General features: G+C 64.6%; 24 protein-coding genes. 15 read left to right on the forward strand and 9 right to left on the reverse strand.

Features of this window, described 5'->3' with window-relative positions:
- The first annotated feature begins 223 nt into the window (after positions 1-223).
- Positions 224-1,219: a LysR substrate-binding domain-containing protein gene (locus ACP7AD_RS17460; RefSeq protein WP_426149043.1), complete on the forward strand. Its 996-nt coding sequence runs from the start codon at positions 224-226 to the stop codon at positions 1,217-1,219.
- 62 nt (positions 1,220-1,281) lie between these two features.
- Here ACP7AD_RS17460 and ppk2 read toward each other — a convergent pair whose 3' ends face one another.
- Positions 1,282-2,478: a polyphosphate kinase 2 gene (gene ppk2 / locus ACP7AD_RS17465; RefSeq protein WP_426149042.1), complete on the reverse strand. Its 1,197-nt coding sequence runs from the start codon at positions 2,476-2,478 to the stop codon at positions 1,282-1,284.
- A gap of 130 nt (positions 2,479-2,608) precedes the next feature.
- Positions 2,609-3,247 carry a 5-formyltetrahydrofolate cyclo-ligase gene (locus ACP7AD_RS17470; protein WP_426149041.1) on the reverse strand — a complete coding sequence of 213 codons (639 nt, stop codon included), beginning with the start codon at positions 3,245-3,247 and terminating at the stop codon, positions 2,609-2,611.
- A gap of 9 nt (positions 3,248-3,256) precedes the next feature.
- Here ACP7AD_RS17470 and ACP7AD_RS17475 point away from each other — a divergent pair, with 9 nt between their 5' ends.
- From ACP7AD_RS17475 to otsA, 4 genes are all read left to right on the forward strand, one after another.
- On the forward strand, positions 3,257-5,338 hold the full coding sequence (locus ACP7AD_RS17475; RefSeq protein WP_426149040.1) for a transglycosylase SLT domain-containing protein: 2,082 nt from the start codon (positions 3,257-3,259) through the stop codon (positions 5,336-5,338).
- A gap of 123 nt (positions 5,339-5,461) precedes the next feature.
- Complete coding sequence (gene otsB / locus ACP7AD_RS17480; RefSeq protein WP_426149039.1) at positions 5,462-6,241, forward strand: trehalose-phosphatase; 780 nt, start codon at positions 5,462-5,464, stop codon at positions 6,239-6,241.
- Complete coding sequence (locus ACP7AD_RS17485) at positions 6,238-8,058, forward strand: glycoside hydrolase family 15 protein (protein ID WP_426149038.1); 1,821 nt, start codon at positions 6,238-6,240, stop codon at positions 8,056-8,058. The genes otsB and ACP7AD_RS17485 overlap by 4 nt, the downstream gene beginning before the upstream one ends.
- Positions 8,059-8,374: 316 nt before the next feature.
- Entirely contained in the window at positions 8,375-9,760 is a 1,386-nt protein-coding gene (gene otsA / locus ACP7AD_RS17490; protein ID WP_426149037.1) for an alpha,alpha-trehalose-phosphate synthase (UDP-forming), read from the forward strand.
- A 17-nt stretch (positions 9,761-9,777) separates the two neighbouring features.
- Here the strand turns inward: otsA and ACP7AD_RS17495 are convergent, their stop codons facing one another.
- The 5 genes from ACP7AD_RS17495 to ACP7AD_RS17515 all read right to left on the reverse strand — a co-directional run bounded on the left by ACP7AD_RS17495 (position 9,778) and on the right by ACP7AD_RS17515 (position 13,928).
- The gene (locus ACP7AD_RS17495) at positions 9,778-10,737 is read right to left on the reverse strand and encodes an ROK family protein (RefSeq protein ID WP_426149046.1); all 960 of its coding nucleotides are present in this window, start codon (positions 10,735-10,737) and stop codon (positions 9,778-9,780) included.
- A 51-nt stretch (positions 10,738-10,788) separates the two neighbouring features.
- The gene (locus ACP7AD_RS17500; RefSeq protein ID WP_036806265.1) at positions 10,789-10,983 is read right to left on the reverse strand and encodes a DUF2905 domain-containing protein; all 195 of its coding nucleotides are present in this window, start codon (positions 10,981-10,983) and stop codon (positions 10,789-10,791) included.
- A 10-nt stretch (positions 10,984-10,993) separates the two neighbouring features.
- Complete coding sequence (locus ACP7AD_RS17505) at positions 10,994-12,262, reverse strand: HipA domain-containing protein (protein WP_426149036.1); 1,269 nt, start codon at positions 12,260-12,262, stop codon at positions 10,994-10,996.
- Positions 12,259-12,516, reverse strand: a complete 258-nt coding sequence (locus ACP7AD_RS17510; protein ID WP_426166360.1) for a helix-turn-helix domain-containing protein — start codon at positions 12,514-12,516, stop codon at positions 12,259-12,261. Before ACP7AD_RS17510 ends, ACP7AD_RS17505 begins: the two co-directional genes overlap by 4 nt.
- 272 nt (positions 12,517-12,788) lie before the next feature.
- Positions 12,789-13,928, reverse strand: a complete 1,140-nt coding sequence (locus ACP7AD_RS17515) for a class I SAM-dependent methyltransferase (RefSeq protein WP_426149035.1) — start codon at positions 13,926-13,928, stop codon at positions 12,789-12,791.
- Between the two features lie 72 nt (positions 13,929-14,000).
- Here ACP7AD_RS17515 and ACP7AD_RS17520 point away from each other — a divergent pair, with 72 nt between their 5' ends.
- From ACP7AD_RS17520 to ACP7AD_RS17555, 8 genes are all read left to right on the forward strand, one after another.
- Positions 14,001-14,768, forward strand: a complete 768-nt coding sequence (locus ACP7AD_RS17520; protein ID WP_426149044.1) for an SDR family oxidoreductase — start codon at positions 14,001-14,003, stop codon at positions 14,766-14,768.
- 70 nt (positions 14,769-14,838) lie between these two features.
- Complete coding sequence (locus ACP7AD_RS17525) at positions 14,839-15,210, forward strand: dihydroneopterin aldolase (RefSeq protein ID WP_426149034.1); 372 nt, start codon at positions 14,839-14,841, stop codon at positions 15,208-15,210.
- 5 nt (positions 15,211-15,215) lie between these two features.
- Entirely contained in the window at positions 15,216-16,160 is a 945-nt protein-coding gene (gene ttcA / locus ACP7AD_RS17530) for a tRNA 2-thiocytidine(32) synthetase TtcA (RefSeq protein WP_426149033.1), read from the forward strand.
- Positions 16,161-16,194: 34 nt separating this feature from the next.
- The gene (locus ACP7AD_RS17535; RefSeq protein ID WP_426149032.1) at positions 16,195-16,815 is read left to right on the forward strand and encodes a DUF4136 domain-containing protein; all 621 of its coding nucleotides are present in this window, start codon (positions 16,195-16,197) and stop codon (positions 16,813-16,815) included.
- 168 nt (positions 16,816-16,983) lie between these two features.
- Positions 16,984-17,658: a histidine phosphatase family protein gene (locus ACP7AD_RS17540; RefSeq protein WP_426149031.1), complete on the forward strand. Its 675-nt coding sequence runs from the start codon at positions 16,984-16,986 to the stop codon at positions 17,656-17,658.
- Positions 17,658-18,854, forward strand: coding sequence for a DSD1 family PLP-dependent enzyme (locus tag ACP7AD_RS17545; protein ID WP_426149030.1), 1,197 nt, complete (start codon positions 17,658-17,660; stop codon positions 18,852-18,854). The genes ACP7AD_RS17540 and ACP7AD_RS17545 overlap by 1 nt, the downstream gene beginning before the upstream one ends.
- A gap of 348 nt (positions 18,855-19,202) precedes the next feature.
- Complete coding sequence (locus ACP7AD_RS17550) at positions 19,203-19,502, forward strand: hypothetical protein (RefSeq protein ID WP_426149029.1); 300 nt, start codon at positions 19,203-19,205, stop codon at positions 19,500-19,502.
- 87 nt (positions 19,503-19,589) lie between these two features.
- On the forward strand, positions 19,590-19,772 hold the full coding sequence (locus ACP7AD_RS17555; protein ID WP_426149028.1) for a DUF3606 domain-containing protein: 183 nt from the start codon (positions 19,590-19,592) through the stop codon (positions 19,770-19,772).
- Between the two features lie 135 nt (positions 19,773-19,907).
- On the opposite strand, the gene ACP7AD_RS17560 is transcribed toward ACP7AD_RS17555, so the two are convergent.
- Positions 19,908-21,035, reverse strand: coding sequence for a beta/gamma crystallin-related protein (locus ACP7AD_RS17560; protein WP_426149027.1), 1,128 nt, complete (start codon positions 21,033-21,035; stop codon positions 19,908-19,910).
- An 89-nt stretch (positions 21,036-21,124) separates the two neighbouring features.
- Complete coding sequence (locus ACP7AD_RS17565; RefSeq protein ID WP_426149026.1) at positions 21,125-21,661, reverse strand: RcnB family protein; 537 nt, start codon at positions 21,659-21,661, stop codon at positions 21,125-21,127.
- Positions 21,662-21,887: 226 nt separating this feature from the next.
- On the opposite strand from ACP7AD_RS17565, the gene ACP7AD_RS17570 reads away from it, so the two are divergent.
- On the forward strand, positions 21,888-22,742 hold the full coding sequence (locus ACP7AD_RS17570; RefSeq protein WP_426149025.1) for a hypothetical protein: 855 nt from the start codon (positions 21,888-21,890) through the stop codon (positions 22,740-22,742).
- On the forward strand, positions 22,739-23,137 hold the full coding sequence (locus tag ACP7AD_RS17575) for a hypothetical protein (protein WP_426149024.1): 399 nt from the start codon (positions 22,739-22,741) through the stop codon (positions 23,135-23,137). The genes ACP7AD_RS17570 and ACP7AD_RS17575 overlap by 4 nt, the downstream gene beginning before the upstream one ends.
- Positions 23,138-23,245: the final 108 nt, after the last annotated feature.

Below are 23,245 nucleotides of genomic sequence, written 5' to 3' on the forward strand. Positions count from 1 at the left end.
TCTTGCTCTGACAAGGTGACTTTGTAATGTTCCATCCCCCATTGTCCACGTCACATAGCTCATGACGCGACACTAGGCAGGTCATGGTGTTCTCCAAAAATTTCTGACATCGGGAAAGCCAGGCAGGAATGGTCTCGCGGCAAGCCTTCCCGGTCCAATGAAATCGCGCTACGCTATTCATTCCATAACTGCATCAATCACTGGCCCTGTCGGGCGCCCCTTCATGTCGCCTTCACCCAGCCACCAGCGCTCCCGTCCGATTGCCGCCGGCCAGCTGCGCGCCTTCGAGGCGGTGGCCCGCCACCTCAACTTCCGCGCCGCCTCCGAAGAACTGTCGCTGACCCAGTCGGCCGTCAGCCGGCAAATACAGAGCCTGGAGGACGACGTGGGCGTCAGCCTGTTTCTGCGCCACACGCGGGCGGTCGAGCTGACCGGCGCGGGCGCGCAGCTGCTGCGCGCCGTGCTGCCTTCGCTGGAGCGTATTGATGGCACGGTGCGCATGATCCGGCAAAGCGCCGGCCGCAAAAGCGTGGCCATCAGCACCTGGGCGTCGTTTGCCTCAATGTGGCTGATTCCCCGGCTCGAAGCCTTTCAGCAGGCGCACCCCGACATCGACATCCGCATCGACGCGACCGACACCCCGGTGGACCTGGACACCACCGACGTGGACCTGGCGCTGCGCTACAGCGTGGCGGCCCGTGTGCCGGCGCAGGCGCAGCGGCTGTTCGGCGAGCAGCTTACGCCGGTGCTCAGCCCTTGGCTGCTCAAGAGTGGGCCGCCCCTGCAAAAGGCCGAGGACCTGGCGCGGTTTTCCCTGGTCGAGGCCAGCGACTCGCACCGCACCCAGCACATGGCGCTGCTGACCTGGCGGCGCTGGTTTGATGCGCAGCAGCTCACTCGGCTGGAGCCCAAGCGCTGGCTGTATTTCAACTATGCCCATCAGATCGCGCAGGCCGCGCTGACCGGCCAGGGCGTGGCCCTGGTGCGCACGCCGCTGGTCGCCGAAAGCCTGGCGTCAGGCGACCTGGTCGAGCCTTTTCCGCAGTCGCGACTGGACTCGCCGCTGGCCTACTGGCTGATCGTCGGGCCGCGCAACACGGCGCGGCCGGAAGTAGCGGCGTTTTGCGACTGGCTCAAAGCGCAGGCGGCGCGCACGCGCGAGGCCATCGGGGAAACACCGCACCCTGAAACGACCACGGCAGCCAGCGCGGCAAGCTGAACCCGCTTTATTTGAGGACCGCCCGGCCGGGCGCGGCAGACAGGCAAGCAGATAAGCAGGCGCTACATCAGCGCGCCATGCTTTTCGCCGCGCTCGTACACCACATGCGCGCGGCCCACGATCAGCGGGTCGAGCTTGCCGATGTGCTCAGGGTCTTTATTGTCGTAGGGCAATTTGTGCAGCACGTAGCGCATGGCGTTCAGGCGCGCGCGCTTTTTGCAATCGCTCTTGATGACGGTCCAGGGCGCGTCGGCGGTGTCGGTCTCGAAGAACATGGCTTCCTTGCCGCGCGTGTAGTCGTCCCATTTGTCGAGCGAGGCCAGGTCGATGGGGCTGAGCTTCCACTGCTTGAGCGGATGGCCCTCGCGCTCCTTGAAACGGCGGCGCTGCTCCTTGCGGCTGACGCTGAACCAGAACTTGATGACGTGCACGCCGCTGCGCACCAGGTGGCGCTCGAACTCGGGCGCCTGGCGCATGAATTCAAGGTATTCGGCGTCGCTGCAAAAGCCCATGACGCGCTCGACGCCGGCGCGGTTGTACCAGGAGCGGTCGAACAGCACGATCTCGCCGCGCGTGGGCAGGTGCTGCACATAGCGCTGGAAATACCACTGGCCGCGCTCGTTGTCGGAGGGCTTTTCCAGCGCCACCACGCGCGCGCCGCGCGGGTTCAGGTGCTCCATGAAGCGCTTGATGGCGCCGCCCTTGCCGGCGGCGTCGCGCCCCTCGAACAAAATCACCACGCGCTGGCCGGTTTCCTTGACCCAGGCCTGCAGCTTGAGCAGCTCGACCTGCAGGCGAAATTTTTCCTTTTCATAGATGCTGCGCCGCAGCAGGTTTTTATACGGATAGGCGCCGTCGCGCCAGCCTGCCGCCAGCTCTTCGTCGGGACTCTCGATGCTGGCCTCGCGCGGCTGGCGGCCTGTCAGCGCCTCCGACAGGGCGCGGCGGTCGTCAAGCGAAGCGCCTTCGAGCAGCGCCCGCAAGGCCTGCGCGCGGTCGCCAGGTGCGCCCGGTGCGTCGCCGTCGAGCAGCGACAGCGCGGCCTGCAACTGCTGGGCCTGGGCTGCCTCGGTAGCTTCGGCCGCGACAAACTTCTCCAGCGCACGCGCCTGGGTCGAAGGCGCCCGGTCGCCGCTGGACGCCAGGCGCACCGCGTCAGGATCGGCAAGCTGTGCCGGTGCGCGGCGGCGGCGAACGGTCTTGCCGCCGGCCTGGGGCTTGGGGGATGGAGCAGCGGAAGGGATCGTAGGTTTGGGCATGGTTCAAGGACCTTATGACACAACACTGGGACGGCAAGGCGGCAGGCAGAAAAGATTATTTTAGGAATCAAGGCAAGCAGCCGACTTGAGCAGCGTCAAACGACACGCCTGAACCCGCCTCAGCCGGGGCCTATACCGGCCAGGCCACGCCCTGGTCATTGAGCAGCACATCGAGCGCGATGTCATGCGGCTCGGGCAACAGGTCGGGCAGCCAGCCGTGGCTGAACCCCAGGCCGACCGTGACCGGGCGCGGCGACAGCGTGGCCAGCGTGCGGTCGTAAAAACCGCCGCCGTAACCCAGCCGGTAGCCGCCCGGCCCGTAGCCGACGCAGGGCACGAACAGCAGCGTGGGAACGATGATTTCGGTGTCCTTGGGCTTGGGAATGCCGTAGGCGTCTTCCTCCATCGGGCAGCCGGGGTACCAGGCATGAAAGGTCAGCGTCTTGTGCAGCTTGTTGACCACCGGCAGGCCAATCTTGCGCGGCGACCTGCCCGCTATGCTTTCTGTAGCTAGCTGCGCCCGTCCCTCTTGCGCAGAAGGCGTATTTTCCTGAAATTCCGGGCTCAGCACGGCATCCTCCTGCCAGCGGTACAGCGCCGGCAGCGGGTCAAACTCGCCCTTGATCGGCCAGTAGGCGCCTATCACCTCGTGGGGCGAGCCAACCAGCCAGATGCGCATCACCCGCTGCAGCAGGTCGGCCCGGGCCAGCCGGTCGGGCATGTCGAGGCGCGATTGCACCAGTGCTTTTCGTGTGCTTAATTTGTCCATAATCCTCCAATGCTATACAAAATTCTATGCAGCGCGGCATTGTCAGCCGTGCTGGCCGCGCCAGCGATGGCGCAAAGTCCTTCCACCGCCTGGACGCCGGGTGCCAATGCCGAGGGCGACAGCCTCATCACGGAGATGAGCAAAGTCTTTCGCAGCAGCAACAAGGGCCGGCTGGCGCAACTGCTGCCGCAGGCGCGCGGCCATGCGTTAGAGCCCTGGGCGGCCTACTGGGAACTCAAGGCCCGGCTCGGCGAAGCCAGCCCGCAGGAAGTGCAGGATTTCCTGGCGCGCCATGCGGGCAGCTACCAGGAAGACCGGCTGCGCAACGACTGGCTGCTGCTGCTTGGCCAGCGCCGCGACTGGAGCGCCTTTGCCGCCGAATACCCGAACTACCGCATGAACGACGACCGCGAGGTGCGATGCTACGCCCTGCTGGTCGAGCATTTGAAGAATCCGACGCTCGATGCCCGGCTGTCCGACGAGGTGCGCAAGAACTGGTACGCCCAGCCGGGCGCCGACGACGGCTGCACCGCCGCCGCCGAGCGGCTGGTGGGCAGCCAGAACCTCACGCCGCTCGACGTCTGGCAAAAGGCCAGACTGGCGATGGAGGCCAACCGGCCGCGCGCCGCCAGCAATGCCGTGGCCATCGTCGCGCCCGAAGCACTGGGCATGGTCACCGAACTGAACGCCAGCCCGATCAAGTTCCTGGCCGGCAAATACCTGGCGGTGCGCACGGTGCGCAAGGAAATCATCACGCTGGCGCTGGTCAAGCTGGCGGTCAGCGATGCCGAAGGCGCCGCCTTCCAGTTAGAGGGCAAATGGTCGCTGCAGCTCACCGCCGAGGAGCGCAACTGGCTCTGGGGCCTGATCGGCAAGCAGACCGCCAGCCGCATGGGCACGCAGCCGGCCGGCGACGCGCTGGCGTATTACGCCCGCGTGACCAAGGACACCGACTTGACCGATGACATGCTGGCCTGGAAGGCGCGCGCCGCCCTGCGCGCCGGCACGCTGCCGAGCTGGCAGCTGGTGCTCCAGGCGATCAATGCCATGAGCGAAGAGGGCCGCAAGGACCCGACCTGGACCTACTGGAAGGCGCGCGCGCTGCTGGCCACGTCGCCGCCCGACATCGCCAGCGCCGCCATCACGGCGCAAGGCCCGGCGCCCACCACCGCCATCGCGCCGCAGCGCGCCGAGGCGCTGGCGCTGCTGCAGTCGATTGCCTCGGTGCGCGGCTTTTACGAGCAGCTGGCGCTGGAGGAACTGGGCCAGAAGATCAGCGTTCCGCCCAAGCCCGAAGCGCTGACCGCGCAGGAAAAGGAAGCGGCCCGGCTCAACCCCAGCCTGATGCGGGCAGCCTACGCCATCCAGACCGGGCTGCGCTCCGAAGGCGTGCGCGAATGGAACTACGCCACCAACCTGCACAAGAAGGGCGGCATGAACGAGCGCGAACTGCTGGCCGCCGCCCAGCTGGCCTGCGACCGGCAGATCTGGGACCGCTGCATCAACACCAGCGAGCGCACCACCAGCGTGGCCGACTTCGAGCAGCGCTTTCCGATGCCGTTTCGCGAGACGGTCGTCAGCCGCAGCCGGGCCATCAGCCTGGACCCGGCGTATGTCTATGGCCTGATCCGCCAGGAAAGCCGCTTCATCATGGACGCCCGCTCGGGCGTCGGCGCTTCCGGGCTGATGCAGGTCATGCCCGCCACGGCGCGCTGGACCGCCAACAAGATTGGATTGAGCGGCTTCACGCCCGACCAGATCAACGACCGGGACACCAACATCACCATCGGCACGGCCTACCTCAAGCTCGCGCTGGACGACCTGAACGGCTCGATGCCGATGGCCGCCGCCGCCTACAACGCCGGACCGGGCCGGCCGCGCACCTGGCGCAACGGCCCGCTGCTCGATGCAGCCATCTGGGCCGAGAGCATTCCGTTTGCCGAAACCCGCGACTATGTGAAAAAGGTCTTGTCCAACACCACCAGTTACGCGGCCATCCTGACCGGGCAGCCGCAGTCGCTCAAAAGCCGGCTGGGCAAGGTCGGGCCGCGCGATGCGGCCACGCCCGAGCCTTACAAAGACCTGCCTTGATGCGCCGCCGGGCCGCCTTCCCGGCCCGACACTTGCCATTCCGGGGGGCGGCAAGGAGCAATGACCTCCCGGAATGCGCATTCGCCTACAGGCACGCAGCAGGCTATCTGCTATGGTTTTCGGATGTCCACGCAAGCTGAAAACCTTCCCCGCATCACGCCCGAGACGGCGCTTTTCCTTGACTTCGACGGCACGCTGGTGGCGCTGGCCGCACAGCCCGAACTGGTGGAAGTCCCCCAGGGCCTGGCCGGCACGCTGGCCGAACTGCACCGCCGGCTCAACGGCGCGCTGGCGCTGGTTTCGGGCCGGCGCCTGCTTGACCTGGACGGTTTTTTGGCGCCGCTGCTGCTGCCGGTGGCCGCAGAACATGGCGCGCAGCGCCGCACGGCCGACGGCCTGATGGTCAGCGCGCCCCCGGCGGACCTGGGGACGGTGCTGCAGGCGGCCGAGGGCCTGGTCGCCCGCCATCCGGCGCTGAAGCTTGAACGCAAGAACCTGGCGCTGAGCCTGCACTACCGGCAGGCGCCCGAACTCGAAGAGTTTTGCCTTCAGGTGATGCGCGAAGCGCTGGAACGCAGCCAGGGCATCGAGCTGATGCAGGGCAAATGCGTCATTGACCTGAAACCCGAGGGCTTCAGCAAGGGCACGGCCATCGCGTTTTTCATGACCGAAACGCCGTTTTCCGGCCGTGTCCCGGTGTTTGCCGGCGACGACGTGACCGACGAAGCCGGTTTCGAGGCCGTGCAGCGCATCGGCGGCCACGCCATCAAGGTCGGCCCGGGGCCGACGCTGGCACGGCACCGCTGCGCCAGCGTGTCGCAGCTGGCCGCGTGGCTGCAATCGGCCGTGACATCCCTGCCCGGCACCGGCTTGCCCGCCATCCGACCGGGGTTTGCGGCATGAGCGCCCAGGCCGCCGTCCCGCAGTTCGCACCGCCCTCGCCGCCATCGCTGTCGCTGGGCGTCATCGGCAACTGCGCCTTCAGCGCGCTGGTCGATGCGCGCGGGCGCATCGTCTGGTGCTGCCTGCCGCGCTTTGACGGCGACCCGGTGTTCAACGCCCTGCTGGACGACACCGACCAGGCCAGCGCCTTCGCCATCGAGATCGAGAACTTTTCGCACTCCAGGCAGTGGTACGACCCGAACACCGCCGTGCTGCGCACCCAGCTGTTCGACAAGAGCGGCCAGGCGGTCGAAATCACCGACTTCGCGCCGCGCTTTTACAGCCGCTCGCGTTTTTTCAAGCCCATGATGCTGGTCCGCCGGGTGCGCCCGATCCACGGCGCGCCGCGCATCCGCGTGCTGCTCGACGTGCTGTTCGACTGGGGCCGCTCGCGGCCGGTCGTCACCCAGGGCAGCAACCACCTGCGCTACGTCGGCGATGCGCTGACGCTGCGCCTGAACACCGACGCGCCGCTGTCGCACCTGCTGGCCAAGCGGCCTTTCGTGCTGACGCGCGAGCACAACTTTTTGCTCGGCTCCGACGAGTCGCTGGCCGAGGGCATTGCCGACACGGCGCGACTGTTTGAGCAGGAAACGCAGTCTTACTGGCGCAAGTGGAGCCAGCGGCTGCACATTCCGCTGGAATGGCAGGAAGCAGTGATCCGCGCGGCCATCACACTCAAGCTGTCGCTGTTCGAGGACACCGGCGCGATCGTTGCGGCCATGACCACCAGCATTCCCGAGGCGCCGAACAGCGGCCGCACCTGGGACTACCGCTTTTGCTGGCTGCGCGACGCCTTCTTCGTGGTGCGGGCGCTCAACAGCCTGTCCGAGGTCGGCACCATGGAGGACTACCTGCGCTGGCTGGGCAATGTTGTGGTGCAGGCAGACGGCGGGCACATCCAGCCCTTGTTCGGCATCGGCATGGAACTGGACCTGCCCGAGGCGGTGTACGGCCACCTGGGCGGCTACCGGGGCATGGGGCCGGTGCGCGTGGGCAACCAGGCGCAAGAGCATTTCCAGCACGATGTGTACGGCAACGTGGTGCTGGGCGCGGCCCAGGCGTTTCACGACCACCGGCTGCTGCACCAGGCAGGCGCGGCCGAATTCATCCGCCTTGAAGCGGTCGGCGAGCAGGCGGTGCGCTGCTACGACCAGCCCGACGCCGGCATGTGGGAGCTGCGCACCCGCGCCCGGGTGCATACCTCGTCGGCGCTGATGTGCTGGGCCGCCTGCGACCGGCTGGGCAAGATCGCCGTCACGCTCAAGCAGCCCGACCGCGCCGTGTACTGGAACGGCCATGCGCAGATCATGCGCGAGCGCATCCTGCGCGAGTCCTGGAGCGAGGAGCGGCGCGCCTTTGCCGAAAGCTTCGGCGGACGCGACCTGGACGCCAGCGTGCTGCTGATGATCGAGGTCGGCTTCATCGACCCGAAAGACCCGCGCTTCGTGGCCACGGTGGACGCGCTGGAAAAGTATCTGTGCGACGGCCCCTACATGCGCCGCTACGAGGCGCCCGACGACTTCGGCAAGCCCGAAACCGCCTTCAACATCTGCACCTTCTGGCGCATCGACGCCCTGGCGCGCATCGGCCGCAAGGACGAGGCCCGGGCGATTTTCGAGACCATGCTGGCCGCCCGCAACCACCTGGGCCTGCTGTCCGAGGACACGCATCCGGTCACCGGCGAGATGTGGGGCAACTTCCCGCAGACCTATTCGATGGTCGGCATCATCAATGCCGCGGTGCGGCTGTCGGCGCCTTGGGATTCCCAAGTATGAATATGGCCCCCACGCTTGCCACTTCCTGTGCTGCGCTGCCCTTGCAGGGCGCCACGCCGCCAGAGGCGTCGCATCTTCAGGCTGTCCAAGCCCGCGCAGGCGGGCTTGGAGCCGCAGCCTTCAGCCCCGAGGGGGCCGCCCCGCCTGCGGCCCGGCAAAGCCGGTTCCGCGGCCGGTACTTGGTTCAAGACGGATCCGGGCGCGTTTTCGCCGCGTTTGTCCGGCTCCTTCCCCCTTTGGGGGAAGGCTGGGATGGGGGCTTTCCCCGGGCCTTTGCGTTCGCACAGCTCCGCAACACCTGCACAGGAGAAGCCCAATGAGCCGTTTGGTCGTCGTTTCCAACCGCGTCGCCGACCCGCGCAAATCAGTGGCGGCGGGCGGCTTGGCAGTGGCGCTGGGCGATGCGCTGTCGGCCAATGGCGGCCTGTGGTTTGGCTGGAGCGGCACGGTGGTCGAAAACGGCACCCCGGGCGAGGGCGAGGTCCATACCCATCATTCCGGCAACGTGACCCTGACCACCGTGGACCTGTGCCGCGAGGACCACGACAGCTACTACCTCGGCTACAGCAACGGCGTGCTCTGGCCGGTTTTCCACTACCGGCTCGACCTGGCCGACTTTGATGCCGGCTACATCGGCGGCTACCGGCGCGTGAACAAGCTGCTGGCGCGCAGCTTGAAGCCGCTGCTCAAGCTTGATGACATCATCTGGGTCCACGACTACCACCTGATCCCGATGGCGGCCGAGCTGCGCGCCCTGGGCTGCAAGAACCGCATCGGCTTTTTCCTGCACATTCCGCTGCCGCCGCCCTTGATTCTGGCCGCCGTGCCGCAGCATGAATGGCTCATCCGTTCGATGTTTGCCTATGACCTGGTGGGTTTTCAGAGCCAAGCCGATGTGGAGCACTTTTCGGGCTATGTCGGTCACGAGGTCGGCGCCGAGACGCTCGACCAGCACCAGTTCCGCGCCTTCGGACGCAAGGTGCAGGCCCAGGCCTTTCCGATCGGCATCGACGTGGACGAGTTCGCCGCCCTGACTCACGCCAAGGAAGCGAGCGACATGTACGAGCGCATGAAGGAGGAATACTCGCGCCGCCGCCTGCTGCTGGGCGTGGAGCGGCTCGACTACTCCAAGGGACTGCCGCAGCGCCTCAAGGCCTTTCGCGAGCTGCTGAAAAATTACCCTGAAAACGTCAACAGCGCCACCCTGATCCAGATCGCCTCGCCCAGCCGCGAAGCGCTCGACAGCTATGCCGGCCTGCGCCAGGAGCTGGAAAGCCTGTGCGGCGCCATCAACGGCGACTATGGCGAACTCGACTGGATGCCGGTGCGTTACATCCACCGCAACGTCGCCCGCAAGCGCCTGCCGGGGCTGTACCGGGTGGCCGACGTGGCGCTGGTCACGCCGCTGCGCGACGGCATGAACCTGGTGGCCAAGGAATTCATCGTCGCGCAGGACCCGGCCGACCCCGGCGTGCTGGTGCTGTCGCGCTTTGCTGGTGCGGCCGAGCAGCTCAAGGAAGCCATTTTGGTCAATCCGTATGACGTGCACGGTACGGCCGAAAGCATCCAGCTGGCGCTGCAGATGCCGCTGGTCGAGCGCCAGCGGCGCCACCAGCAACTGCTGGAGCGCGTGCGCAGTCAGGACGTGCACTGGTGGCGAAAAACCTACCTGGATGCGCTGGCGGCCTGCGAGCCCGACTGAAGCGCTGCCGGGCCGCTTCAGGCCACCAGCGCCAGCGCGGCAAAGTCGCCGACCCGCTCGCCCAAGCCGGCCGGCACCAGCGTGCAGCCATCGGTCAGCGCGGGCAGCCTGCCCTTGATGTGCGCCTGCAGGCGTGGCAGCAAATAATCACGGTGGTGCCAGAAGACGCTGCCGCCCAGGCTGATGCGCTGCAGGTCCAGCGTCACGATCAGGTTGTAAAGCATTCGCCCCATGATCCGGCATATATCATCGATAATTGCTATAGCGCCCGTATCACCTGCGCGAGCAGCTATCAAAAAACTAGCAGCTTCGGGATAAACCGGGAAACGGCGGGGCAGCGCGTTTCCGGCCACCAGCGCCTCGACATCGCCCATATTGCCGCAGCCGCACAGGGCGTCCAGGTTGTCGCTGACGAACATGTGGCCAGCATGTCCGGCATTGCCGTTCTTGCCGCGCAGCACCCGGCCATCAATGCACAGGCCGACGCCGACGCCGGTGCTCCAGGTCACGTAGGCGCAGTGGTCCAGGCCCTGCAATGCGCCCCAGCGGCGCTCGGCCTGCAGCGCGGCAATGCCGTCGTTTTCCACCCGCACCCGGGCAAACGCCTCGCGCAGCGGCGCTTCCAGCACGGCGGTGGTCCAGTCGTTGGGCAGGCCGCGCCCGCTGCCTGCCAAGCCGCCGCAGATATTCGGCGACGCCAGCTCGACCGCGCCCTGGTTCAGCACGAACGGGCCGCAGGAGGCCACCCCGACGGCGGCGATGTCACGCGCCTTGATGCTGGCGGCCTGGCAGCTGGCGCCTATCATGCGCAGCACCTGCCGGGCCAGCGCATCGGGCGCGCCCTGCTTGGCGGTCGGCTCGACCAGCCGGCCCAGGGCGCCCCGGTGATCGACGATGTTGACGGCCACCTTGGTGCCGCCAATATCGACGCAGGCCACCGGCGCCGCCCCGTCAGTCAGGCGAAGTTCGGGCCGCATGGCCGGAAAAAGTGACGCAGCGTTCATGGCGGGCGTGTCCTGGATGTCAGGTCAGATCAGCTGGCTGACCAGGCTGGCGACAAAGCTCAGCAAGATCGTGGTGGTGACCGGAATAAACCATTCGCGGCCAAACAGGCGAAAGCGCAGGTCGCCCGGCAGCTTGCCGAAGCCGAGTTTTTGCAGCAGCGGCGAAAACCAGCTGATGAGCATCAGGGCAAGAAAAATGACGATGAACCAGCGGATCATGGGCTGGAGTTTAGACGCCGACAGGCAGCGCTGTCATGGACAGCGCATGATCCACATGCCGCTCGAAAATAGCGGACATTCGCGCCAGCATGGCGCGTTCGGCCTCGGTCACGCCCTTTTCCTTTTCCACACTATCCTGAACTTTGTGCCATGCGGGCAGCAGCGCCAGCGCCATGCGCCTGAATTCGGCCAGCGTAGGCAGAAAGCCAAAACCGCAATCGGCACAAAACGCCTCCCATGAATGCGCACCCACGGCGTCAAACGTTTCTTCATCGCCGATGAAAAGTGCCAGCCCTTCATCGCCATAGGCGCGAACGCACAGCAAATCGTAAAACGGCGCCAGCCGGTAGCCTTTTTCATCGACCAGCAGCGACAGGTTCTTGGCGTGCGCATCGGCATTGCCAATCAGGTAGTTGAACATCACCCAGCGCTGGAACTGCAGCAAGTCGCTGCCGCGCACCCGCAGCGCCCGCAAGGCTTCAACCAGTTTAGGCAAGCTCGCCAGCCCGCCGGAGCGCTCATACTTCCAGCCCGGACCGTGGCCCAGCAACTGACAGCCGTCAAACTGGTGCAAGCCGACAATGTTGCCCGCTGTCAACACCCGGTCATAGCGCTCCACCACATAAGCCGCCTCCGGCACGCGCAGCATCCATACCTTAGGCACCGGCAGTTTCAGCGCCTTGGCCAGCTTCATGCAGGCGTATTCATTGATGGCGCTGGGCTGGTAGCGTGGCTGGCGCGTGTCGGGCTTCAGGATGTGCGTGGTAGGCGATGCGCCTACGCTGTCGTAAAGTTGCATGGGCTTGGGAATTAGCCGCAGACCCACCTTATCCTGCGCTCCGGCCAGCGACATACCGGCCTGCGCATTCGAGACCAGCAGCGGTACTGCGGCGCGACCGGCCAGCCGTTGACTCAATTCGGCAAACGGCAAAATGCGGTAGCCCTGCTGCATAAGCGGCACCACATCTGGATGCAACAATGACAGCACGCCAGGCAATTCTTTGCCCAGACGGCCCAATACATCCAACGTCGAGGCGTCACGTAGATGCAAAGCAGCCAGAACATCGTCCAGCACCTCGCCTTCAGGAAGCAGGTTCTGAAAAAAGCTACGAACCAAAGCACCGCGTATAGGCAGTCCCGTCAAGGCAAACTGCGGCGCCAAAGCATAGGCACCCGGCTGCACCAGCCATTGCGGGTCGTATTCAAAAAAGAAATCGCCCGCCGCATGGCCAAACCAGCCCATGGGCTGCGCATTGGCCCATACCCGCAGACGGATCATGGGTGGCCTTGCTCTTCACTGTCATCACTAGCCGAATGACTCCAGCCTGCAACTTCCACAGACAAGCCTAGACCCGTCATGTACTGCAGTAACCGCCCCAGTGAACAACGGGCTGGCTCGGTTTCGGCATCTCGGATAAAAGAAGGGCTTACATTGCAGACGGCTGCCGCCTGCGCACGCGATAGGCCTTGACGCTTGCGCTCGACCGTCAGGTGGTGGGCAAGCATTAGGAGATTGGAAGGTGTAAATAGCATTTTTTGACCTTAAGGGGTCATTATTTCTTAAATAACAAGCAACTCAGCCAAAAATGACCTGAAAAGAACAAATTTAGATATCAACTTCAAAATGAACAAAAATTCAGTAATAAGTTGATTGAGCAATACAAAAAAATGTTCTTTCAGGAACAAAACAGCTTAATATTTCAGCAATCTAACAAAATTTGATCTTTTAGTGTCAAAAAATTAGCATTGCATTCAATATCCGCAAGCCAGTTTCTTCACTTCAGAAAATCAAAAAATACAAACCCCTACAAGGTATGCAGGCGGTCGCCCGCCGAAAATCCCAGCGGCGCCCACACCGGGCGGCCTTTGGCGCCAAACGCGATCACCTTGAACAACTCGCCCATTTCATGCTCATTGACCAGCTTTTGCGCCATGATCCGGTCGGCCAGGCTGGCGGCGTCGATGCCGCTGTCGAGCCCGTCGAGCAGCCCGCAGTTCAGCAAAAACCGCCCCTGGCTGGTGTAGCCGAGCACCTCCAGCCCCGCATCCTGACCGGCCAGCGCGATGCCGGTGAAGTTGACATGGGCGGTGATGTCTTTTTCTCCGACATCGGCCAGCGCGTCGCTGTCGGAAAGATGGGCGCGGTGGCACATCACCGTGCCCATGCTGCGCTGCGGGTGGTAATACTCGTGCTCCGGAAAGCCGTAGTCGAGCAGAAAAATCGCGCCCGCCTGCAGCCGGTCGGCCAGCGTGCGAACAAAACCTTCACCCTGCGGGTGGATTTCAGTGACGTAGTCGTGACGCCCGGCGATGTCCAGCGGCGGGCGCAGGTCGGTCGGCGTGTCGGCGTAGGTGCAGCGCCCTTCGTGGAGCGCAACGCCGCGCTCGTGCCACACGCCGCCCAGGCGCGCCAGCAGCTTGACCGGCATGGCGTCGAGCACCTCGTTGCCCAGCACCACGCCGCGCATCTGCGCCGGCAATTCGCTGGCCCAGGCGACCTTGCCGGCGTGGGCGGCCAGCCGTTCGCGCTGGCGTTCGCGCAAGGCGCTAGAGAGATCGACAATCGTATAGCGCACCACCTGGTCGCCCAGCGCTTCCAGCACCTGCTGCGCCAGTGCGCCGGAGCCGGCGCCGAACTCCCAGACTTCGTTCGTGCCCGTGGCTTGCAGCGCCTGCGTCACCTGTCGTGCCAGCGTGCGGCCGAAATGCGGCGACAGCTCGGGCGCGGTCACGAAATCGCTGCCGCCGCCCGGCGCGCCATCGATCGCGCGGGTTCCGGCAGGCATCCGTCCGAATTTCAGCGAATCATTGGCGTAGTAGCCCAGGCCCGGCTGGTAGAGCGCCAGCGCCATGAAGGCATCAAAGCCCAGCCAGCCGCCGGCCTCGTCAATCGCCTTGGCAATCAGGGCCTGCAGGGTGGTCGTTAAAATAGAGGCATTCGTCATGTTTGTCACCAAGCCTGATTGTCTGCGATTCCCCTGGCCATCCCGCCGCCTCCCGACCTGCTGCTCCACCCGATGACCCTTGATTCGTCCCGACCCGTTGTCCTAGTGACCGGCGCTGCCTTGCGGCTGGGCCGCGAAATTGCGCTGGTCCTGGCCCACGCTGGCTGGCAGGTGGCCGTGCATTACCGCAACTCCGAAGCAGACGCTCTTAAAACCGTAGCTGACTGTGCCGGCCTGACGTGCGGATCAGCCGCTTTTGATGCTGATTTGTCGGATGAAGCGGCCGTGCGCGGCCTGCTGCCCCGCGTCGTCCGGCATTTTGGCCGCGTCGATGCGGTGGTCAACAGCGCCTCGACTTTCGAGCACGACAGTGCCGAGACCTTTGGTTTTGCCGCGCTGGACAAGCACCTGCACAGCAACACCGGCGCGCCCATTTTGCTGGCGCAGGCGCTGCATGCGCATGCTGTCGCGCAGGGCACCACGGGCGCGGTCGTCAACCTGCTCGATCAGAAGCTCTGGAACCAGAACCCCGATTTCTTCAGCTATACGCTGTCCAAGGCTGCGCTGGAAGCGGCCGGCACGATGCTGGCGATGGCGCTGGCGCCGCAGGTGCGGGTGGTTGGCGTCGCGCCCGGCCTGACGCTGACCAGCCATCTTTTGAGCGACGATGCGTTTGCCGCGCGCCACAAGCTCTCGCCGCTGGGCCGCTCGTCCACGCCGGCCGATGTGGCCAGCGCGGTGAAGTTCGCGCTGGAGAATGCGTCGATCACCGGGACCACGCTGCTGGTCGATGGCGGCCAGCACCTGATGCGCTTCGAACGCGATTTTTCGCTGATGTGAGCCTTGTCCCGTTCCCAAGCGTCGGCAATGGCTGACAGACCTCTTTCCTTACTTATTACAGACTGTCAACATGTTCATCACCCGGGGCACCCAGATCCTGCACCTCACCGGCTTGCGCTTTGACGCCAACCTGGGCATTTTGGCCCACGAAAAAAACGCGCCGCAGCCGATCCAGGTCGATGCCGAGCTCAACCTGGGCACGCAGCCGCTGCTACCGCATGACGACGACATCACGCATGTGCTCGACTACCGCAAGGTGCGCCAAATCATCATCACCGAATGCACCGCCGAGCATGTCAACCTGCTGGAAAGCCTGATCGGCAAGCTCGCGCACCGGCTGATGCAACTGCCCGGCGTTTTAGGCGCGCGGGTGAAGATTGCCAAACTTGAAATTTTTGACGATTGCGAAGTGGCCATTCGCGTCGAGACAGGACAGTGGTGAACGGCATGAGCGCACTCTGGATAGACGAACAACTCGAAACCTCGGCCCGCGTGCAGAACTTGATGAAGATCGAGCGCGAGGACCACAAGCTGGAAAAGCGCCTGTGCCGCGAGGTCGGGCGGGCCATCGTGGACTTCAACATGATCGAGGAAGGCGACAAGGTGATGGTCTGCGTCTCGGGCGGGAAAGACAGCTACGCCATGCTCGACATTTTGCTCAAGCTGCAAAAGCGCGCGCCGATCAACTTCGAGCTGATTGCCGTCAACCTCGACCAGAAACAGCCGGGCTTTCCCGAGCACATCCTGCCCGAGTACCTGGCCAAGCTCGGTGTGCCGTACCACATCGAGAACCAGGACACCTACAGCATCGTCACGCGCGTGATTCCCGAGGGCAAGACGCTGTGCTCGCTGTGCTCGCGGCTGCGGCGCGGCATCTTGTACCGTGTGGCGGGCGAGCTGGGCTGCACCAAGGTCGCGCTGGGCCATCACCGCGACGACATGCTGCAAACCTTCTTTCTGAACATGTTCTTTGCCGCCAAGCTCAAGGGCATGCCGCCTAAGCTGGTCAGCGACGACGGCAAGAACATCGTCATACGGCCAATGGCCTACGTGACCGAAAAAGACCTGACGCGCTGGGCCGAAGTGCAGAATTTCCCCATCATTCCCTGCACGCTGTGCGGCAGCCAGGAAAACCTGCAGCGCAAGCAGGTCGGCAATATGCTGCGCGACTGGCAAAAACAGTATCCCGGCCGCATCGAGAACATGTTCTCGGCGCTGCAGAACATCGTGCCGTCGCACCTGATGGACAACAAGCGCCACGACTTCAAGGGCATCAGGACCACCGGCACTGCCGACCCTGAAGGCGACAAGGCGTTTGACGCCGAGGAGTTCATGCAGGCTGCGCCCCCGGGCCACGCCGTGATCGGCATCCGCCCGCCAACATCAAACTGAACGGTTTTTTGCATCCATCCCCACAGGAGGCCTTATGAAACGAGTGCTTGCAGCTATTTTTTCAGTCGCATGGCTGGGATTGTTCATGGCCGGCTGTTCCGGACTGCAACTGGTTGAAAACAACGTCACCGCGTTCCATGGCTGGAATGCGGCGCCGCCCGGACCCGGCACGCCCTACCGCTTCGAGCGATTGCCGTCGCAGCAGGTGACCGCCGCCTACCAGGACCGCGTCGAGGAAGCGGCGCGCAGTGCACTGGCCCGGGTCGGCATGGAACTGAACCCGGCGGCGGCGCGCTTTGGCGTGCAGGTGCGGGTCAGCACCCAGGTGATCGAAGCCCTGCCCTATGGCCCCGGTTATGACGGCTTCGGCTTCGGCATGCCCGGCGTTTTTCTGGGCGGCGGCAACCGGGGCGCGGCCTTCGGCATGTCGTTTCCGCTGGGTTATTCGACGCCCAGCCCCTACTTCCACCGCGACCTGACGCTGCTGGTGCGCGACTTGGGCAGCAGCCAGATTGTGTTTGAAACCCGCGTTACCAATGACGGCGTTCAAAACGAGACACCTGCGGTGTTGGCGGCCATGCTGGACGCGGCGCTGCAGGGCTTTCCGCAACCGCCGCCGGGGCCGCGCCGCATCAACATCCAGATACCCCGGTGAATGTGGCCCCACGCTCCCCACTTCGTGTGGTTCGCTGCCCCCCGAGGGGGCCGCTGCGCCTGCGGCCCGGCAAAGCCGGTTCCGCGGCCCTGGCTGGGTTGGAGCGCCCACGCTTTGCGCACTGCACTCTTTTTACCTTGGCATGTTTTGTGAACGTACCCTCACCCCATGATTGAACCGACCCGCATCATTGCCATTCGCCACGGCGAAACCACCTGGAACGTGGACACCCGCATTCAGGGCAGCCTTGACATTCCCCTGAACGACACAGGCCGCGCGCAGGCGGCCCGCATGGCGCGGGCGCTCAGGCATGAGCCGATCACGGCGGTGTATGCCAGCGACCTGGTGCGCGCCTGGGAGACGGCCCAGTACCTGGGGCGCGTGCACGGGCTGGCGGTCAACGCTGAAACCGGCCTGCGCGAGCGTGGCTTTGGCGACTTCGAAGGCAAGACCTTTGCCGAGATCGAAGCCCTGCTGCCCGACCAGTCGCAGCGCTGGCGCAAGCGCGACCCGGAATTCGCCCCCGCGGGCGGCGAGTCGCTGGTGGACCTGAACCGCCGGGTGGTCGAAGCCGTCGAGCGGCTGGCCGCCAGGCATCCGGGCGAGCTCATCGCAGTGGTCGGCCATGGCGGCGTGATGGATGTGCTTTACCGCGCGGCCACGCGCCTGCACATCCAGGCGCCGCGCACCTGGACGCTGGGCAACGCGGCCATCAACCGGCTGCTGTGGACGCCGCAGGGCTTCAGCCTGGTCGGCTGGGCAGACACCCAGCACCTGGACGACGAATCGCTGGACGACGGCCTGTTCGCCGCCGGACCGGTTCCCATGGGCGCAGCCACCTGATGAGCAAACTCACTGCGCACCTGTCCGGATTGATCGGCAAACCGGCCCACGACATCGACACCCCGGCGCTGGTCATCGACCTGGACGCCATGAAACGCAACCTGGTCCGGATGGCCGAATTTGCCCGAAAGCACCAGGTCCGCTGGCGTCCCCATGCCAAGCTGCACAAAAGCGTGCTGCTGGCCAAGATGCAGGTCAAGGCCGGTGCCGTCGGCGTGTGCGTGCAGAAAACCGCCGAGGCCGAGATCATGGTCGCCGGCGGCGTGCATGACGTGTACATCAGCAACCAGGTGATTGCGCCGGCCAAGCTGGCGCGCGTGGCGGCCCTGACGCAGGCGGTCGCCGCGCATGGCGGGCAAATCGCCATCGCCGTGGACAGCCTGGAAGGCGTGAGCCGGCTGGCGCAGGCCATGACCGAGGCCCGGACCGGCGCGCAGAGCGGCATGCCCAGTGCGGCGACGGTGATTGACGTGTTTGTCGAGATCGACGTCGGCCAGGGCCGCTGCGGCGTCCAGCCCGGGCCGGATGCGGTCATGCTGGCGCTGGAAATCCGCAAGCATCCGGCGCTGCGCTTTGCCGGACTGCAGGCCTACCACGGCAAGGCCCAGCACATTCGCAACGTGCAGGAGCGGCGCATGGCCTGCGCCGAAGCGATGAAGTCGGTCGAAACGACGTGCCAGCTGCTCAAGGCCCAGGGCATGGCACCCGCGCTAGTGACCGGCGCCGGAACCGGCAGCTTCGCGCTGGAGGCCGCGAGCGGTGTTTACGGCGAGCTGCAGGCTGGCTCCTTCATCTTCATGGATGCCGACTATGCGCAGAACCAGCGCGACCCGGTGCAGCCCTTCTTCGAGCATGCGCTGTTCGTCAAGACGCAGGTCATCAGCCGCCACGCCGGCCACGCGGTGTGCGACGCCGGCCACAAAAGCCACGCCATCGACGCCGGCCTGCCCCGGGTGCATGCCTTCGACGGCCAGGGCGGGCTGGACTACTTCAACGGCGGCGACGAACACGGCATCTTGCGCCCCTCTAGCGGCCAGACCCGCCTGCCCGACCTGGGCCAGCTGCTGTGGCTGATTCCCGGCCATTGCGACCCGACGGTGAACCTGCATGACGCGATGATCGGCGTGAGCGGCGGGCTGAAAAGCGGCACCGTCGAACGCATCATCCGGGTGGATGCGCGTGGCGCGATGACCTGAAATTCGAGCCAAAAATGGCTTTTGCGCAACATCGGCGGGCGCAAGCAGCTATTTAATCAATAGCAGTTAATCCATTTCGCATTAAAAACCAGGACAAGGCCGCACTGGCGGCTTTCTCGATGCGTTGCGGAAACAGGCCCAGGTCGCTCGGGCATTCAGCCACGGCCAGCACGGTGCGATCAGCCTTTGGAACGACTTCATGCTGAATTGACGCCTGCGTCCAGCATGTAAAACCGGCGCCGGGTCGTTGAGATGTCAGGCCTGCCGAAGATCGCGCAATGATCGAAAGTCCTACAGAGCGCGGCCCGGGGACTGCCTATGATCAACCTCAACGACGGGAGCCTGACCTTGAAAATCATTTTCACCCTTCTTGCCATGGTTGCGGCCTTTGGCCTGACCATGTCAGCCCACGCAGGCTGCTACAGCGTGTACAACCCTGCCGGCAAGCTGATCTACCAGTCCAGCGAGGCGCCGGTGGACACACGGTACGAATACCATCGCACCGTGCCCCAGCGCTTTGGCCAGGGCGCGACGCTGGTGTATGTCAACGATGACCAGCGCTGCCTCGACATGGGCACGCAGGTCGGCTTATCCAGCCCCAGTTCCGGCCGAATCCAGGCCAGGCCAGGCCGGGCGGACAGGGGCTGAGCCGGCGGTCGGGGGGCTTGTTGGTATTGCCTCTCGGCAGCGACGCGAGTATCGTTTTGGGGCGTAACCAACCCACAGGAGTCCCACATGCCCGACCATTCAACCCCTTTCAAACCGCTGGACCCCGGTCGAATCGACATCATTGACCGGGAGGAACTGGCGTACTGGAGCAAGGAGTTCCACTGCACCGAGTCCCAACTGGCAGAAGCGGTGACCCAGATCGGCGAACACGTCACGGCCGTGCGCGAGTACCTGGCGTCGCGTCAATAAGCGAAGGGAGAACGGCATTGCGCGCGCATGCCGACGCGCCCCAGGGGTGCACGAACAAAAAAGGCCGGCTGAAAATCCAGCCGGCCCGTGCCCTTCACGTCAATTCCAAAGCAGGAATCGATGCGGCGCTTGCGTTCAGACGCGGGGCTCGCCCTCGCCGTTCACCGTGATGGTCCTGCCCGGCTGCGACGTCGTCTGAATGGTGTGCTCCTGGCCCCGGAAGGTGTAGGTCACGTCCCAAAACTCCGTCTTGGCCTGGCTTGGCACGGTCTCGCATTTCTGCACATCCTGACCGGCCGCCTGCTGGCCCCATCCGGTGATGCGGCCGATGTTGGCACCGGCTGCCGCGCCTGCCATGGCACCGCCGACCGTCGCGATCTGCTTGCCGGTTCCGCCGCCGACCTGATGGCCGAGCACGCCGCCGATCACAGCGCCGGCCAGGGCGCCGCCGATGTTGTAGTTGCCGCCCGGCTGTGCCGCCACGGGCTCACGCTCCATCCAGCAGCGCTTTTCGGGCGCGGCCAGCACGGCGCGCACCGACGTGACATCGACGTCGTACAGGCGCTCCTCGCTGCGGCGGCGGTTGTCGTACACCGGGGCGGGCAGCGGCGCATAACGGTCGTTGCCGACCCGCGCATTGGCCGCCACGCCGCGAATCGACGACACCCGGTCTTCCATGCCCATGGACACCAGCGAGGCATAGCGGCCAGGCCGCAGCACCACGCAACGGCCGCTGAACCGCACGTTTTCGCACACTTCCCACTGGTCGCCCAGCACCACGACCGACGATGCCCGGTCGTTGAAGCCGTAGCGGGTGAAATCGTCAACCTGGCTTTGCGCGGTGAACGACTGGCCCTGGAAGTTTTCATTCGCGTAAAAAATCACCTGTGCGTTTGATGGCACGGCAGCAGCCACCGGCGCGTAACGGCTTTCATCGATCCGTTCATTGCGGTCCACGGCGCGGACAGACGCCACGCGCTGCGCCAGCCCCAGCGCCGCAATCGACGGGTACTGGCCCGGGCGCAGCACGGTGCAGTGGCCGCCAAAGCGTGGCCGGTCACACACTTCCCACAGCTTGCCGGAAACGATGACCGATGCCGCCTTGCCGTTGAAGCCGGACTGCCTGAGGTTTTCAACGGGCCGGTCGGTAGTGAAGGTGGCGCCTTGGTAGTTGTCGTCCTGGTAGAACGTGGCCTGTGCCATGGTTTGGCTAGCCGCCGCCATGGCCAGGGTGAGCAGGGTTGCCTTGAAGAATGATTTCATGGGGGTTTTCTTGTTGGTGGAACTGGCGCGGTCGCCAGTCCGGGGTTAAGATTTCTGCTGCGAATGGCCGTTTTTCACGGCTTGTCCGTTCAGCCGAGCAAGCCCACGATGATGTCAACGATCAGGTTGTTTTGCTGCTGCACCAGCACGATGTCGCCGCCAATGCGCGCATACCGGTAGCCGTAAGGCGCCGGAGGCAGCTGGCGAAGCACCGGCTGCGCCACCGAGTAAACCGTCACGCCCCGGGGCACCGGCTGGCCGACAGACCACTTTTTGGCCTGGCCCGGAGGCATGCAGCCGTTGTGCTTTTTGGCCAGGCCGGGCGGGCAATTCCTGCCTTGTCCGTAGTTCTGGCTGTAGTACTGGCGCGCATAGGTGCGCTGCTGGTCATTGAAATAGGAACCCGGGCGGATTTCGGGCCGCTGCCGCTGGCGCTGCACCGCGTGCGGCTGCTCGTGGTGCGGCTGAGACTGGTACACCTCGGCATGCTTGCCGTGGCCTTTGTCCTTGTGTTTGTCCTTGCCGTGCCCATCGTCGCCGTGGTCCTTGGCAAAGCTGGACCCCGCCATGAAAAGCGACGCAATGGCCAGCGCAACAAGGCGATGGGAGTGGCTGAAACGAATCATTGTGGGGTCCAGGCAGTGGCAAACCTGTTCAACGGCCGCCAGTGCATGAAAGTTGACATGTCTGGAGGTAAAGGGGAATGTAAAGACCGATGGATGAAGCGGAAACCGGCCCGAACAGTCACGGCGCGGACGCCAGAAACGCTCCACGTCAAGAACGCTGTCATCGTCCTACAGTCCCGTCGCATCGCGCGGCCTACCATGGGCCTCTTGTGTCACGAAAAATGCCATGCCGACCGCCAAAGTATTCGCAAACTGCCTGTTTTTCCCGCGCTTTGCGAAGCCGGTGGCATGGACCTGCGTTGTCGCATCCGCTTGTCTGAACGCAGCGGCGCAGGGCAACACCGGCGGGGATCTGCCAACGGTCACGATCTCGGCCAAGGCGAACCCCGACCCGGTCGAAAAATCCTATCGCAAAATGATCAAGGGAATGGACCTGTTCGACCAGGAACGCGGCCAGCTGTCGCCCAACGCATCGCTGCGCTTCAAGCTGCTGCCGCGCCGGCTTGAGACCGACTTGAACCGCATCGAGATGGAAGTCATCGGCTCCACGGTGGATTTTGCGGTGCCGATTGCGCCGGACCAGACGTTCACGCTGGCGCGCAACCAGAAAGCCTACGACGAAAATGCCCAGGTCTCGCCCAACCGGCGGGCGCAAAGCATGACCTGGCGCACCGAGATCAAAACCCCCGGCCTGCCCCCGGGCACCCGGCGCCTGGGAGACCTTCGGCTGGAATGCCGGGTGGGCATGGAGGCCGGCCTGATTTCGAACCGCAGCAACATCGTCGGCCGGATGGTGAAGGCCTTGCTGGACACGCCGGCCTATTGCGACCGGCAGGTGCCGCTCTACCTGTTCTTTGCCGAGCGGCCGCTGTTCAGCGTGACGCTGGTCGCCGGCCCGCGCCGCGAAATCCTCTCCATCGACATGCTCTACGCAGCCGCCAGCGACGATCCGAAGCTGAAGGACGAACTGCCCTATTGCGATTGCGAGGTGCTGGTGGACCGCACCTACGTTCTGCCGCTGGGTGACCGCAGCTGGCCTGACGACACGCTGGTGGAATTTGAATACATGGAGGGCGAATGAACACCGTCATTCGGCCGTCCCCTGCTTTCCGAACTGGCATTGTCGCGGCTGCTGTGCTGGCATCGTGCCTGTGGCTTGCCGGTTGCGCGGGCCCTTTCGGCTTTCCAGGCGCGGGAGGCGCGGCTTCTGCATTTCGCGACCCCGGCCTGTCGATGCAGGCCGCGAGTGAGGCCGTCGTCATTGGTCAATCCAGCCAGCACGATGTGATGGCAGCGCTGGGCCCGGGCACCGTGGTCAGGTTCGACAGCAGTTACGAAGTCTGGGTTTACCGCAAGAATCCGCTCAGGAGCGAGCCGGCAAATGCCGAATTCGTCATTTTGTTCGCACCGTCGGGGATCGTGAAAAAAACGCGGATTCGTCCGGCTTACGGCGTTTCCAGATCACTCAGCGATTAGAGAAGCGAAGCGAAGGCGCTACAAAGAGTTTGCTATTTATTTAGGGGCTTAGGAACCAGAGCTTATCGACAGCTAAGCTAAGTTCCTATCGTGATTCAGAAAAACCGG

Origin of the sequence: Polaromonas sp. DSP2-3-2b2, from assembly GCF_049895905.1 — a bacterium.
GTDB lineage: Bacteria > Pseudomonadota > Gammaproteobacteria > Burkholderiales > Burkholderiaceae_C > Polaromonas.